Origin of the sequence: Marinomonas vulgaris, assembly GCF_018145875.1 — a bacterium.
In the GTDB taxonomy this organism is placed as follows: Bacteria; Pseudomonadota; Gammaproteobacteria; order Pseudomonadales; family Marinomonadaceae; genus Marinomonas; species Marinomonas vulgaris.
Window position 1 is genome coordinate 101,009 of record NZ_JAGSSV010000005.1, and the last position, 13,742, is coordinate 114,750.

General features: G+C 45.4%; 17 protein-coding genes. 2 read left to right on the plus strand and 15 right to left on the minus strand.

Annotated features, from left to right (window positions below; genetic code table 11):
• Positions 1–40: 40 nt before the first annotated feature.
• From J9B83_RS06130 to dapA, 5 genes are all read right to left on the minus strand, one after another.
• On the minus strand, positions 41–727 hold the full coding sequence (locus tag J9B83_RS06130; protein WP_211535863.1) for an ABC transporter ATP-binding protein: 687 nt from the start codon (positions 725–727) through the stop codon (positions 41–43).
• A complete protein-coding gene (locus J9B83_RS06135; protein WP_211535864.1) occupies positions 720–1,964 on the minus strand; it encodes a lipoprotein-releasing ABC transporter permease subunit in 1,245 nt (414 codons plus the stop codon). Before J9B83_RS06135 ends, J9B83_RS06130 begins: the two co-directional genes overlap by 8 nt.
• 81 nt (positions 1,965–2,045) lie before the next feature.
• Positions 2,046–2,762: a phosphoribosylaminoimidazolesuccinocarboxamide synthase gene (purC, locus tag J9B83_RS06140; protein WP_211535865.1), complete on the minus strand. Its 717-nt coding sequence runs from the start codon at positions 2,760–2,762 to the stop codon at positions 2,046–2,048.
• Positions 2,763–2,801: 39 nt separating this feature from the next.
• A complete protein-coding gene (locus J9B83_RS06145) occupies positions 2,802–3,875 on the minus strand; it encodes a hypothetical protein (protein ID WP_211535866.1) in 1,074 nt (357 codons plus the stop codon).
• A gap of 2 nt (positions 3,876–3,877) precedes the next feature.
• Positions 3,878–4,753 carry a 4-hydroxy-tetrahydrodipicolinate synthase gene (gene dapA, locus J9B83_RS06150; RefSeq protein ID WP_211535867.1) on the minus strand — a complete coding sequence of 292 codons (876 nt, stop codon included), beginning with the start codon at positions 4,751–4,753 and terminating at the stop codon, positions 3,878–3,880.
• Between the two features lie 212 nt (positions 4,754–4,965).
• On the opposite strand from dapA, the gene bcp reads away from it, so the two are divergent.
• Entirely contained in the window at positions 4,966–5,415 is a 450-nt protein-coding gene (bcp, locus tag J9B83_RS06155; RefSeq protein ID WP_211535868.1) for a thioredoxin-dependent thiol peroxidase, read from the plus strand.
• A gap of 84 nt (positions 5,416–5,499) precedes the next feature.
• Here the strand turns inward: bcp and queF are convergent, their stop codons facing one another.
• The 3 genes from queF to J9B83_RS06170 are packed head-to-tail and all read right to left on the minus strand — an operon-like array spanning position 5,500 to position 8,017.
• On the minus strand, positions 5,500–6,315 hold the full coding sequence (gene queF / locus J9B83_RS06160) for an NADPH-dependent 7-cyano-7-deazaguanine reductase QueF (protein WP_211535869.1): 816 nt from the start codon (positions 6,313–6,315) through the stop codon (positions 5,500–5,502).
• A gap of 9 nt (positions 6,316–6,324) precedes the next feature.
• Positions 6,325–7,098, minus strand: coding sequence for an ABC transporter permease (locus J9B83_RS06165; protein WP_211535870.1), 774 nt, complete (start codon positions 7,096–7,098; stop codon positions 6,325–6,327).
• A gap of 4 nt (positions 7,099–7,102) precedes the next feature.
• Entirely contained in the window at positions 7,103–8,017 is a 915-nt protein-coding gene (locus tag J9B83_RS06170) for an ABC transporter ATP-binding protein (protein WP_211535871.1), read from the minus strand.
• Positions 8,018–8,077: 60 nt separating this feature from the next.
• Between J9B83_RS06170 and J9B83_RS06175 the strand changes: the two genes are divergently transcribed.
• Positions 8,078–8,485: a PA2817 family protein gene (locus J9B83_RS06175; protein WP_211535872.1), complete on the plus strand. Its 408-nt coding sequence runs from the start codon at positions 8,078–8,080 to the stop codon at positions 8,483–8,485.
• Positions 8,486–8,533: 48 nt separating this feature from the next.
• Here J9B83_RS06175 and fabF read toward each other — a convergent pair whose 3' ends face one another.
• From fabF to J9B83_RS06210, 7 genes are all read right to left on the minus strand, one after another.
• The gene (gene fabF / locus J9B83_RS06180; protein WP_211535873.1) at positions 8,534–9,775 is read right to left on the minus strand and encodes a beta-ketoacyl-ACP synthase II; all 1,242 of its coding nucleotides are present in this window, start codon (positions 9,773–9,775) and stop codon (positions 8,534–8,536) included.
• Between the two features lie 104 nt (positions 9,776–9,879).
• A complete protein-coding gene (gene acpP, locus J9B83_RS06185) occupies positions 9,880–10,113 on the minus strand; it encodes an acyl carrier protein (protein WP_012069834.1) in 234 nt (77 codons plus the stop codon).
• 132 nt (positions 10,114–10,245) lie between these two features.
• Positions 10,246–10,980: a 3-oxoacyl-ACP reductase FabG gene (fabG, locus tag J9B83_RS06190; RefSeq protein WP_211535874.1), complete on the minus strand. Its 735-nt coding sequence runs from the start codon at positions 10,978–10,980 to the stop codon at positions 10,246–10,248.
• 43 nt (positions 10,981–11,023) lie between these two features.
• Positions 11,024–11,947, minus strand: coding sequence for an ACP S-malonyltransferase (gene fabD, locus J9B83_RS06195; RefSeq protein WP_211535875.1), 924 nt, complete (start codon positions 11,945–11,947; stop codon positions 11,024–11,026).
• Positions 11,948–12,904, minus strand: a complete 957-nt coding sequence (locus tag J9B83_RS06200; RefSeq protein ID WP_211535876.1) for a fatty acid synthesis protein — start codon at positions 12,902–12,904, stop codon at positions 11,948–11,950. It abuts the gene before it with no gap.
• An 11-nt stretch (positions 12,905–12,915) separates the two neighbouring features.
• Positions 12,916–13,095, minus strand: coding sequence for a 50S ribosomal protein L32 (rpmF, locus tag J9B83_RS06205; protein ID WP_072839128.1), 180 nt, complete (start codon positions 13,093–13,095; stop codon positions 12,916–12,918).
• 17 nt (positions 13,096–13,112) lie between these two features.
• A complete protein-coding gene (locus J9B83_RS06210; protein WP_211535877.1) occupies positions 13,113–13,634 on the minus strand; it encodes a YceD family protein in 522 nt (173 codons plus the stop codon).
• Positions 13,635–13,742: the final 108 nt, after the last annotated feature.

Consider the following 13,742-nt stretch of genomic DNA (forward strand, 5'->3'; position numbering starts at 1 on the left):
AAACACTCACCTTTGGCGCTTGCTTTAGGGCTCATCATCATTACTTCATTTGTTCTAATGCACCTTGAGACAAACAATATGCCGAATCCATCCAGCTAAGCATTTTTTCATCATGGGTCACAATAAGAAATGCCATGTCGTGGGTCGTTTTTAATTCGTTAATCAGATTTTGAATTTCTTGTGAGGTTTTCTCATCCAGATTACCCGTCGGCTCATCCATCAATACACACGCTGGCTTGTTCGCTAAGGCTCTGGCAATCGCCACTCGTTGGCGCTCACCGCCAGAAAGCTGAGAGGGTTTATGATGCAAACGATCCGCCAGCCCAACTTGCGCTAACAAGGCCTCGCCCTGCTGCTTTGCCGTTTTCTTATCCATCCCTGCAATCCACATGGGCATCAAGACATTTTCTAAAGCACTAAACTCTGGCAACAAATGATGAAACTGGTACACAAAGCCCATCTCTTTGTTACGCATTTTGGCGCGTTTTGAATCTTTAATGCTAGACCATGACACGCCTGCTAAAGCGACATCCCCTGTTGTGGCCAAATCCAGTCCCGCTAACAAATTCAACAAGGTAGTTTTGCCTGAACCTGAAGCACCAACAATGGCACAAGCAGTTCCTTTATTCAGACTAAAGTCGATCGAATTAAAAACCTCGACGGTTTGCTTGCCGTCTTGGTAGTGTTTTGACAAAGCTTGACACTCAAGCACCACTTGATTACTCATATCGTAATGCCTCTGCGGGTTCAACTTTTGATGCGCGCCAAGCAGGGTAAATCGTGGCGGCTATGGTCATAATAAAAGCGGACGATACAATCAATTTAACATCCGACCACTGTAGCTCGGAAGGCAAATAGTTAATGAAGTACACATCAGCACTCAAAAATTCCACATTCAATAAGGCTTGCAAGCCGGCAATAATTTCGCTCACGTTCAATGCCAGTGCGACACCCAGCACAACTCCAATCAATGTGCCCAGCATGCCGATGAAGACACCCTGCACAATAAATACCCACATCACCTGGCCGGACGTAAGGCCCATGGTTCGTAATATTGCGATGTCGTTTCGCTTGTCTGTTACCACCATCACCAACGTCGACACAATATTAAACGCCGCCACGGCCACAATCAGTAAAAGCAACAAACCTATCATGGTTTTTTCCATCTTAATGGCTTGAAACAAGCTACCGTGGGTACGCGTCCAGTCGCTTACTCTGTTTTGACCTGGAATCTCTCTGGCGATGTTCCAAATACGCGACGGCGCAACGAATAAATCGTCAAAGGAAATACGCAAGGCCTCTATTTCATCTTCTTTATAACGCTTAAGTTTGGCAGCGTCTTTAATGTTGATGTAGGCCAAACTGCTGTCTAACTCGGCGCCTACCTCAAATGTTCCTACCACGGTAAAACGCTTTAAAATAGGTGCCACACCAGCAATAGAAACATTGGCCTTGGGTAAAATAGCCGTCACTTTATCGCCAATATCCACTCTGAGCATTTTTGCCAACTGAGCGCCTAAAACAATGCCGAAGCTGGTGTCATTCAGTGCATTAAGAGTCCCAGACGCCATGTTTTCATCAATGATAGAGACCTTGGCTTCCATCTCAGGGTTCACACCATTCAAAATAGCACCATGAACACTTTCACCCGATTGGAACATCACCTGAGCTTGAATATGTGGCGCTACGCCAACCACATCTGGCATACCTTCGACCAGTTGAGCCGTATTGCGCCAGTCATTGAGAACAGGGCTTCCCCACAAGGTGGCGTGAGGCACCATGCCCAAAATACGTTCACGTAATTCTCGGTCAAAGCCATTCATAACCGACAAAACAGTAATCAGCACCATTACACCCAGTGCAAGGCCAGCAATGGAAGAAAAGCTAATAAAGGAGATAAAATGATTGGATCGTTTGGCTCTGGCGTATCTTAGGCCGATAGCAACAGGTAGAAAATTAATCAATGTGTATCCTTGCGCGGTAAAAGCGTGGTAAAAAAATGGAGGGGTATGCGCCCTCCATTATGTACTAGGTTACCAATACGCTTATGCGTCGAAATCGATCCCGATACGACGACCTACATCTTCGTACGCTTCGATCACGCCGCCTAAGCCTTGACGGAAACGGTCTTTGTCTAATTTCTCTTTGGTTTTGGCGTCCCACAAACGGCAACCGTCTGGCGAGAACTCATCACCCAACAAAACCTCCCCTTTATATAGACCAAATTCCAATTTGTAATCAACCAGAATCATGCCACCTTCAGCAAAAATCGCTTTTAATACATCATTAACCTTGTATGTCAGCGCTTTGGCTTTGGCTAGATCTTCCGCTTTGGCCCAGCCAAATGATTCAACATGTGACTCGTTGATCATAGGATCACCCAAGGCGTCGTTTTTCAAAAACAATTCAAATGTCGGTGGGGTCAAAGTAACGCCTTCTTCAACACCCAAACGACGACATAAGCTGCCGGCAGCGACGTTACGCACCACACACTCCACGGGCATCATGTCTAGATTTTTGACTAGCGCTTCGTTATCACTCAACAAGGCTTCAAAATGAGTTGGGATACCAGCTTCTTGCAACTTAGTCATGATAAAAGCGTTGAACTTGTTGTTCACCATGCCTTTACGGTCAAGCTGCTCGATACGCTTGCCATCAAAAGCAGAAGTATCATCACGAAACACTAGAACCATTTTGTCAGGATCATCTGTGCGAAATACAGATTTGGCTTTACCTGCATACAGCTCTTGTCGTTTTTCCATTGGAGAGTCTCCGATTACTTGAGTGAGGGTTAATCTAATTTATTTTACAAAACGCTGGGCCAAAAGGAACGAGGTTAACTCTGGAAACTCCATAGTTGACACATCGATAACCAAGAAGTCGCCGGCTTTTTGATGGGTAATTTTGTACGAGTACTCGCGTTTGTCCCAGCTTACATCGTCTAAATTACGACGACGAACATTGAATAATTTTGTGCTACCACCGGTTCCATTAGGCACGTCAAAACTGATGACATCACCAACACGTTCCACTTCTTCATTAGGAACGGGCGCAATCATCTGTTCTGCATCAGGGATAAAGTAAAATCCCGCCGCATTTAGGTTCGTTTCAATCTCGGCTGGTGATACGTCTTTGCCCAAATATAGGGAGAAGTGACCTTGGTGATCTACCCAAATCGGGAAAGGTGCGCCATCGCCACGGTTCGACAAATACGCAGATGACTGATTGAGTTGACGCCCCATGGTTCCCCATAAACGAGCAACAATAGTGTGAGCGTCTTCGTTATTGGCCGGGGTCATCCAATCGCTTGGGTCGAGATTCTTCACTTCATCACGGTATTGAACCGATACCACGGTTTTACCGTCACGTTCAGAGAAGTTGAATTGGAAAGCAGTTTTAGCTGGGTGCAATCGAGTAATGTCACTCCATAGTGCCGCCCAGTAACCTTGAGGGTGAAAATCAAATGGTACCGTGGTAATGCTGGTGTCGGTTTGTTCCGCAATGGCAGAACCAGCTCCGTGGATAGCCGTCAAAAAGTCAGTAACAATACGTTTCGCCAACACGCCATTAGCAGACATGATCAATTCAATAGCGTCGCTGGTTTCGGCCACATCTACTTTCACCATTGGGTAAAAAATAAAGGGCGCTCTTGGATTTACAAATGGCTTGGAGTCTTCGAGATCGGCAATGGCGTTTTCATTTGGAATCACTAACACGTCTTTTGACGGTACAGAGCCTTCAGGCGCTTCTAACGTGGACGCGACCGCAGACTCTTGCTGATAATCATCTGAGCTGTCGGTAAAGAACGTACTACAGCCAGACAACATAAGCGTGACAGAACCAGCAGCCACTAGCTGCAAAGTAACTTTATTCATTTTCATAACACTCCAGCCTCTATCATGGCTTGGCGAACCGCAGAATGATGCGGTTGAGATAAAAGGGTCAAAGGTAAACGTATTCCCTCGTCACACAATCCTAGCTGACTGCATGCCCATTTTACTGGGATAGGGTTTGATTCTAAAAACAAATTTTGGTGTAAAGACGCTATGGCTGAATCCGTGGCGTGGGCTTGATCACTCAGACCCGATAAGGCCTGCTCAGCGGCTTGAGCCACCATTTTAGGCGCCACATTAGCGGTCACTGAAATGTTACCTTTACCGCCCAATAGCATAAGAGACACAGCGGTCGGATCATCACCAGAATACACAGCAAAATCGCTTGGTACGGCGTTGATTAACGCCTCACCACGCTCTAGATCGCCTGTGGCGTCTTTGACACCGACAATATTTTTAATCGCAGACAAACGCACTACCGTCTCGTTCTGCATATCGCATGCGGTACGACCCGGCACATTGTATAAAATTTGAGGGATATCCACCGCCTCTGCAATGGCTTTAAAATGTTGATACAAGCCTTCTTGAGTTGGCTTGTTGTAGTAGGGAGTGACTAACAAGCAGGCATCGGCACCGGCGTTTTTCGCACTTCGCGTCAGGTCTATTGCTTCGTGGGTGGCATTGGCCCCTGTTCCCGCGATGACAGGCACTCGACCTTTTACGGTTTCGACGACTTGACGAATCACATTAGCGTGCTCTTCTGTTGTCAATGTCGAAGATTCACCTGTGGTTCCAACCGCTACAATGCCATGTGTGCCGGCTTGTATATGAAACTCGATCAGATCATCCAATTTTTTAGCATCCACAGCGCCATCTAACGTCATCGGCGTGATAAGCGCCACTAAACTGCCCGTGATCATGTCAAGTCTCCGATAAATTATAAGCGCGCCTATAGTAACGTCCAGGCTCAGGTTTAACAATAATGAGGCGGCGTAAAGCCGGAGTAAATTCGCTCCAATAGGTGATTTATTAGGATTTTTAGAGTATCTGTTGTTAAGCTTAGGGGTCTTAAAACACGAGTTGGCAAAACGAATATTTGCTGATTCAAATCCACCTAATAGAGAGTAATTTTATGACCCTTGAGATTGGACAAGTCGCGCCGGATTTCAGCGCTAACGACCAAAACGGCAATACCATTACCCTAAGTCAATTCAAAGGCAAAAAAGTTGTCTTGTATTTCTACCCAAGAGATTCCACTCCCGGCTGCACCGCCCAAGCCTGCGACCTGCGCGACCACTACCAAACACTGCTCGACCAAGGTTTCGTTGTGCTTGGTGTAAGCACAGACACTGAGAAAAAACACCAAAACTTCATTGCCAAGTACGAACTCCCTTTCCCACTTATTGCCGACACAGAAAAAGTGGTACACGAGCTTTATGGTACTTGGCAGCTGAAAAAATTTATGGGGCGAGAGTCCATGGGAACAGTCAGAACCACGTTTGTTATCGATGAAAACGGCCTAATCAGCGACATCATCAGCAAGGTAAAAACCAAGGCTCACGCTGAGCAAATCTTAAAATAAGCCGGTACCTTGCAGAAAAAAAGAGAGCATTTTAGCTCTCTTTTTTTATGTCACTTTTGTCTCTTACACAGGGTTATCATTAGATTATTGGCGTGTTAAGCGATCGTTACTCAACACCATCGGAGACGAAGCACGATATGGATTGATATCTAACCCGCCACGACGAACATAACGTGCATAAACCGTTAAACTTTCTGGCTGACACTGGCGCATGATATCAATGTAAATACGCTCAACACATTGCTCATGAAAGTCTGTGTGTTCACGAAAGGACACTACGTATTTCAATAAGCTTTCATGATTGATCTTAGCGCCTTTGTACTCGATAAAAATCGAGCCCCAATCCGGCTGATTGGTAACAGGACAGTTCGACTTCAACAAATGACTGACTAAACGCTCTTCTGTTACGCCAACGCCCCTGTCCGTTTTCAGTAGATTTGCATCAGGGTGGTAAACATCCATATCAATGTCTAATTCATCGATACAATAATCTGGCGTTAACATCACCAAGGCCGCCATGGAATCCACATCACGAATAATCACAGTGACCTCGGCGCCAGCCGCTTTGGATAAATCACGCTCAATAATCGCCTGTACTTCCTCAACCGAGTCATAGCGCATTTGATTCAAGGAGTTTAAATACAATTTAAACGACTTAGACTCAATGATGTTCGGCGAGCCACAAGGCAATCGACATTCGGCAATGGCCACGATTGGCTTGCCTTTGGTGTTCAACCAAGACAATTCGTAAGCGTTCCAAATATCCTCCCCATAAAAAGGAAGATGCTCAGACTCAATGCCCATTTCAGACCATTTATTCACTCTTGCTATGGGGTAAAGCAACCCTGCATCGTATTCAGAAACATATTCTGTTTGCTGACCTAAGGGTAAAAAGCCCATTTAATTTCCTTAACTTCTAATACCTTTGCCTTGATTCAGTAACCGCAGTCCGAACCCAAACAACACCACAATAAACACGCACACAATTACCAACGCCCAGTACACGTTGATGTCGGACACGCCCAAAATACCAAATCGAAATGCATTGACCATGTATAAAACAGGGTTAAGCATGGAAACCGTCTGCCAAAAATCTGGCAATAAGTCGATCGAATAAAACACCCCACCAAGATAGGTTAAGGGCGTCAAAATAAAGGTCGGAACGATCGACACATCATCAAAACTTCGAGCGTAAATGGCGTTCACAAAACCGCCTAATGAAAACATCACTGAGGTCAGACACACCACTACTATGGTGAGCAGCAAACTTTCTAGCGCCATATGAGTAAAAAACAACGATAAAACCGTCACAATCAAGCCCACACACAAACCACGAGACACGCCGCCAAGAGTGTAACCGAGCAAAATCACCCAATTCGGTGTTGGCGAAACCAACAACTCTTGCACGCTATGCTGAAACTTCGCAGAAAAAAACGACGACGATACATTTGAATAAGAGTTCGTAATCACCGACATCATAATCAAGCCCGGCACTATGTATTGCATGTAACTAAAGCCACCCATTTCGCCGATTCTTTCGCCAATCAGATTACCGAAAATAGCAAAATATAAGCTCATGGTAATAGCAGGAGGCAATAAAGTTTGAGGCCAGATACGCGTAAAACGACGGATCTCTCGAACTAAAATGGTGTAAAAGGCGATCCAAATTTCTGAGTTTTTCATCCTATTAGCCTTTAATTAATTTAACGAAGAGTTCTTCAAGTCGATTGGATTTATTGCGCATGCTCACCACATTGGCAGAAATCGCATCCAATGCCTGAAAAATCACATTAATAGACTGACCTTTTGTTACTTCGACTTCTAACGAAGTACCATCTTGATTCACCACCACCCCGTAATTCGTCACTGTCCAATCTGTTGGAATTGGGGTATCTACGTCCAAAATAAAGGTTTCTTGATTCAAGGTTTTTAACAAGGCTTTAACGCTGGTGTTTTCGACAATTTCGCCGGCACTGATGATGGCGATGTTGCGACATAACTGCTCAGCTTCCTCAAGATAATGGGTGGTCAAAATAATGGTCGTACCCTGCTCGTTGAGTTTTTTAATAAACTCCCACATGGAACGACGCAGTTCGATGTCCACACCCGCAGTGGGTTCATCCAGAATCAATACATCCGGCTCATGTATCAGGGCCCGTGCAATCATTAGTCGACGTTTCATACCGCCTGACAACATACGCGATTGCACGTCTTTTTTTGACCACAAATCCAACTGTTTCAAATACTTTTCGGCGCGCCCTTCCGCTACTGCTCGGCTGATGCCATAAAAGCCCGCTTGCGTTACCACCACATTGAACACAGTTTCGAACACATTAAAATTAAACTCTTGCGGCACAACGCCTAAATGACGCTTTGCTTTGGCAAAATCCTGATCAATGTCTTTGCCAAAAATCGACACCTGCCCCGATGTTTTATTCACTAAGGAACATAAAATACCAATAGTGGTCGACTTACCCGCACCATTGGGACCAAGTAAGGCAAAAAAATCGCCTTTTTCTACGGTGAGATCCACGCCCTTTAATGCTTCAAAGCCGCTTTCATAACGTTTTTTGAGGTCTCTAATTTCGATTGCATATGTCATAATTGAAGTTCTCATACGGCATTGCCGACTAAACAGTGACTAACTTGAATAGGGTTTTACGTGGAATCACGCACAAAATACATACTTGACGCTTTTGCTGACTTACGTGGTCGAATGGCAGAACACACTCCTTTTGATCAAACCGATTTAGCAGAAGAGGACACCGACTTCTTAGAAAAATGGGACAATCTGACGCAACTCATTCAAGAAAACAACCACAGTTACACATTTGAAGCACAAGATATCTTATCGCGCTTTATACGCTGCTACGCGAATCTTGTACCATTAATTAAACGCGAACTTTTGTGGTTTGTTGGTGGAGAGTGTTTGCATTTTCTTGGCGACGAAGAAATTGCCCTCTATCAACAGCTTGAAGAGCATCTATACGAGCTCGATAGCCAAAATCAATCCTACGATATTGCGACAGAGATTCAGACTTTGCGCGAAACACCAGCGAACATCCATTAATACCAGCACAATCAACTGGGCGGGGATTACCGTTACCGCCCAGTCACTTTAAGACACCTTTTTAAATACCAAGGTACCATTAGTACCACCAAAGCCAAATGAATTGTTCAACACCACGTCTATTTTACGTTTTTGTGGTGTGATGGGGACATAGTTCAAATCACACCCTTCGCCTGGCTCTTCTAGGTTAATCGTAGGCGGTGCTACCTGATCTCGAATAGCAAGGATCGAGAAAATAGATTCTACCGCACCCGATGCACCCAACAGGTGACCTATCATCGACTTGGTCGAGCTGATGGCCACATCCGAAGCATCTTCGCCCATTAACGCTTTGACAGCCTGAGTTTCTGCCAGATCGCCTGCTGGTGTAGAGGTGCCGTGTGCATTAATGTAGTCCACATTTAAAGGCTTAAGTTTGGCATCTTTAAGAGCCGCACTCATAGCCGCAGCCGCGCCCTCACCACTTTCTGGCGGCGCCGTCATGTGGAAGGCATCGTCGCTCATGCCAAAACCAGCCAATTCTGCGTAGATTTTCGCTCCGCGAGCGACAGCATGTTCGTACTCTTCTAGCACCAAGATGCCTGCACCGTCGCCCATAACAAATCCCTCGCGACTTTTATCCCATGGACGGCTGGCGGTTTTATAATCGTCGTTACGAGTGGAAAGCGCTCTTGCTGCACCAAACCCACCGATACCCAGTGGGGTAATCGCCATTTCAGCACCACCGGCGATCATCACATCGGCATCACCATAGGCAATCATACGGCCCGCCATGCCAATGTTATGAGTCCCTGTTGTGCAGGCGGTCACAATGGAAATATTAGGACCTTTAAAGCCAAAACGAATCGCAACATGGCCCGAGATCATGTTTATGATCGCGCCTGGAACAAAAAAAGGAGAGATACGTTTTGGACCTGACTCTTTTAGCAGCTCAAGATTTTTTTCAATCATTGGCAAGCCACCAATACCTGAACCAATAGCACAACCTACACGCTGCAAGTCGGCAGTATCGCCATTAAGGTTGGCGTCGTCTAGGGCTTGAACAGCCGCAGCGATGCCGTATTGGATAAACAGATCCATCTTGCGCGCTTCTTTAACACTCATGTATTGAGTCGCATCAAAATCGGTAACTTGCGCAGCAAAACGAGTGGAAAACTGGCTAGCGTCAAAAGAAGTGATCTCCGATACACCACTTTTGCCTTCCAAGATGTTATCCCACGTATCTTTCACGTTATTGCCAAGGGGTGTCACCATTCCCATTCCTGTGACTACAACCCGACGACGAGACATAAGATTTCTCCAGCAATTCGCCCAAACTCTTAAGAGCCGTTAAATAAGAAAAGCCGCTGTAAAAAATACAAGCGGCTTTTCGGAAAACTCAGTTAACCAATAGCTTACAAGTTAGCGTTGATGTAATCGTTCGCTGCTTGTACGGTAGTGATTTTTTCAGCTTCTTCATCAGGAATTTCAGTGTCAAATTCCTCTTCCAAAGCCATAACTAGCTCTACTGTGTCTAGGGAATCGGCACCTAGGTCATCAACGAAAGAAGCAGATGCAACAACATCTTCTTCTTTAACGCCTAGTTGTTCACAAACGATTTTCTTAACGCGTTCTTCAATGCTACTCATTAGAAGTTCCTACTTTACTTATTAACAGCTCAGTGTGAGCATATTATAAAAATTCGATCACCTGAAAGGCGTGATTCTCAACATGAACCGGAGACGTATTTTCGTTGAATTAATTCTAAAATTCAACTCAAATTACGACATATACATGCCACCATTGACATGTAATGTTTCTCCAGTGATATAAGCAGCCCCATTTGACGCTAAAAACGCCACGGCGGCTGCAATTTCTTCTGGCTGACCAAGACGCGCAGCAGGCACTTTTTCAGTCAATTTTGCTTTGTGCTCATCTGGTAAAACCTTGGTCATGTCGGTTTCAATGAAACCGGGCGCGACACAGTTTACGGTGATACCACGAGATCCAATTTCAGCCGCTAAAGAACGACTAAAACCTTCTAACCCTGCTTTTGCTGCAGAATAATTGGTTTGACCGCCGTTCCCCATTGAACCTACTACCGAACTGATGCTGATAACACGACCGAATTTCGCTTTGGTCATGCCACGCAAACACGCTTTAGTGACGCGATATACAGAGGTAAGGTTGGTGTTGATCACCTGATCCCACTCATCAGCCTTCATGCGCATCATCAAGTTGTCACGAGTGATGCCTGCATTGTTAATCAACACAGTTGGCGCGCCAAATTCTGCTGTAATTTCTTTAATAACAGTATCTACAGACTCATTTGAAGAAACGTCCAACACCCAGCCTTTACCGTTATCACCTAGATAATCGCTGATGCTTTGCGCACCTGATTCGCTGGTCGCCGTACCAATTACCGTCGCACCCTGCTCAACCAATGCTGTTGCAATGGCTTTACCAATACCGCGAGTAGCGCCCGTTACTAAAGCCACTTTTCCTTCAAGACTCATGCTTGTCTCCAACAATGTATTTTACTAAACAAAACCACAATGGTTACGCAGACAAGGCTGCTTCAAAACCAGCCACATCCCCTAAAGAAGACGCCGCTAACCCTTTTACAATGCGCTTATTAAGGCCACTCAAAACTTTACCAGGGCCACACTCAAACGTAGTATCCACACCAAGTTCAGACAACAATTGCACCGATTGCGTCCATAAAACAGGCTCACTGAGCTGAGCCACCAAATTGGCTTTGATTGTTTGAGGATCAGACACCGCTTGAGCTGTCACATTTTGAACCAAAATGCAGCTAGGAGCGCTAAATTCAATGGATTCGAGCTTTTCAGCCAGTTTTTTACCCGCTGGAACCATTAATTCACAATGAGACGGTACGCTGACAGGAAGCGGTAACGCACGCTTAGCGCCGGCCTCTTTCGCCTTTACCATCGCTGCTTCAACGGCGGCCACATGACCAGCAATCACCACTTGTCCCGGCGAGTTAAAATTCACGGCACTAACAATACCAGATGCCTCTTCGCAGGCCTTGATGACCTTCTCATCATCAAGCCCAATGATCGCTGCCATTGCACCTTCGCCTGCAGGCACAGCTTCTAACATGTACTCACCGCGCAATTTAACCAAAGCCACGGCATCAGCAAACGCCATCACACCAGCACATACTAGGGCCGAATATTCGCCCAGACTATGACCCGCAACATAAGCAGGCTTAGCACCGCCTTGTTGCTCCCAAAGACGCCACAAAGCAACACTGGCGGTTAATAATGCAGGCTGAGTTTTATCTGTCTGGTTAAGTTTCTCGGCGTCATTCTGCACAAGATTCCATAAATCGTAACCCAGCACTTGCGAAGCTTGCGCGAAAGTTTGCTCAATAATATCGTGTTTCTCTGCGATGTCCGCCAACATTCCCAATTGCTGAGATCCTTGACCTGGAAAAACAAAAGCTAATTTAGTACTCATTTACTCTCCTGACTCTAACGCTTCATTACAAAGACGCGCCTCAATAGCAGAACACAAATCCGCTCGCGCAATATCAATTCCGTACTCAATCGCCCCAATCATTGCTGACAAGTCAGAACAACCATGACCTTTTACCAAGTTGCCACGTACACCGACCAAACAGGCCCCATGTCGACGCTCATCTTGGTAAAAAGTCTCAAACAAAGAAGACGCTCCTGCTACCCCTTTAAAACGCCCCATCAAAAAGGACAACAAACCTTCCGACGCTTTCAGTACCGCATTACCAACCATGCCATCACACACAATGACATTTTTATCTCCCTCAAATAACTCCGACCCTTCAGCATAGCCCAAATACAGCGGCCATGTTTTCTGGCTCAATAAAGCATCGGTTTCTTTGATTACCGCACTGCCCTTGGTACTTTCCACACCCACATTTAATAGGCCTACTTTTGGCGTTTCCTGACTCAATGCCTCAACATAAGCCGCACCTAATTCAGCAAAACCCACCAACATAGAAGACGGACAATGAACATTTGCACCAAGATCTACCAAACAGCGCAAAGGGTTCGAATACAATTCACGAATCAATGCAGGGTAAAGCTTGGGTTTTAACACACCTAGAATATGACGAGCCAAAGCCACCATAGCACCGGTATTACCCAAGGTCACCACAACATCGGATGATTTCTGCGCTAATGCATTAAGAGATTGATACAGGGAGCTATTTCGACGACGAAACAAAGACAAGACGATTTCTTCATCGCAGCCAACTACGTCTGAGCAAGGAACCAGCAATAGACGTTCGTTAGGAATAGGAAGCGCCAAATCAAACGAAGGGGAATAGTAGATGGTGATGACGACATCTTGATGACGAGAAAGAATCTCTACTGCACCGTCAAATGCAATGCGGGGACCTAAGTCCCCGCCCATCGCGTCTAAAGCTACCCTGATCATGGGTATCTTAGTTACTCACCTTTAGGGGTGATAACTTGACGACCGCGATAAAAACCATCAGCAGAAATATGGTGACGACGGTGAAGTTCACCTGTTGTCTTTTCTACAGAAAGAGTTGGTCCAGTCAAAGCATCGTGTGAACGGCGCTGGCCGCGACGTGAACGAGTTACTTTACTTTTTTGTACTGCCATTTTTGGAGCTCCTAACTTTACTTGGCCTTTAATTGGGCCAATATACTAAATGGATTCGGTTTTTCGTCATCCGGTGCGTCATCGGTAGACGAGGCATACTTTACAGCTGTTGGGTTGCAACCACTTTCTTCGTGATAAGCGACGATAGGCAGAGCAAGTATAATTTCTTGTTCAACCATATCTGCCAAGATTACTTCACCATCGGTCATGACAACAGGATCGTAATCATCTGGTAGATTTTTAGCGTGATCTTCGTCATAAACGAACGCCAGCGACAAATCTAACGCCAAATCATGATTAACCGCTCCCATACAACGTTGACAAACAACCTGCACTTGAGCTGTTAATGATCCGGTAGCAATATAACGCCTATCCTCATCAACTCTAAAGTCTAGATGAATAAAAGCATTACCCTCATTAGAGGCTAAAATAGCACAAAGCTCCTTAAATTGATTAAGGGGCAAGCACCCTTCTAACGCTTGCTCATGGCTAGCGTATTTACGAGGGTCAAAATATTTAGGTAACGTATCATTCAACATGGCGAGGAATACTATTGCCAAGCAGCCTTGATGTCAAAGTCTATGTGCTCTGAAAGTGGTTTTTTTCACTCTTTTGACCTATTCGTCAAAAAAAATCGTAAAATCCAC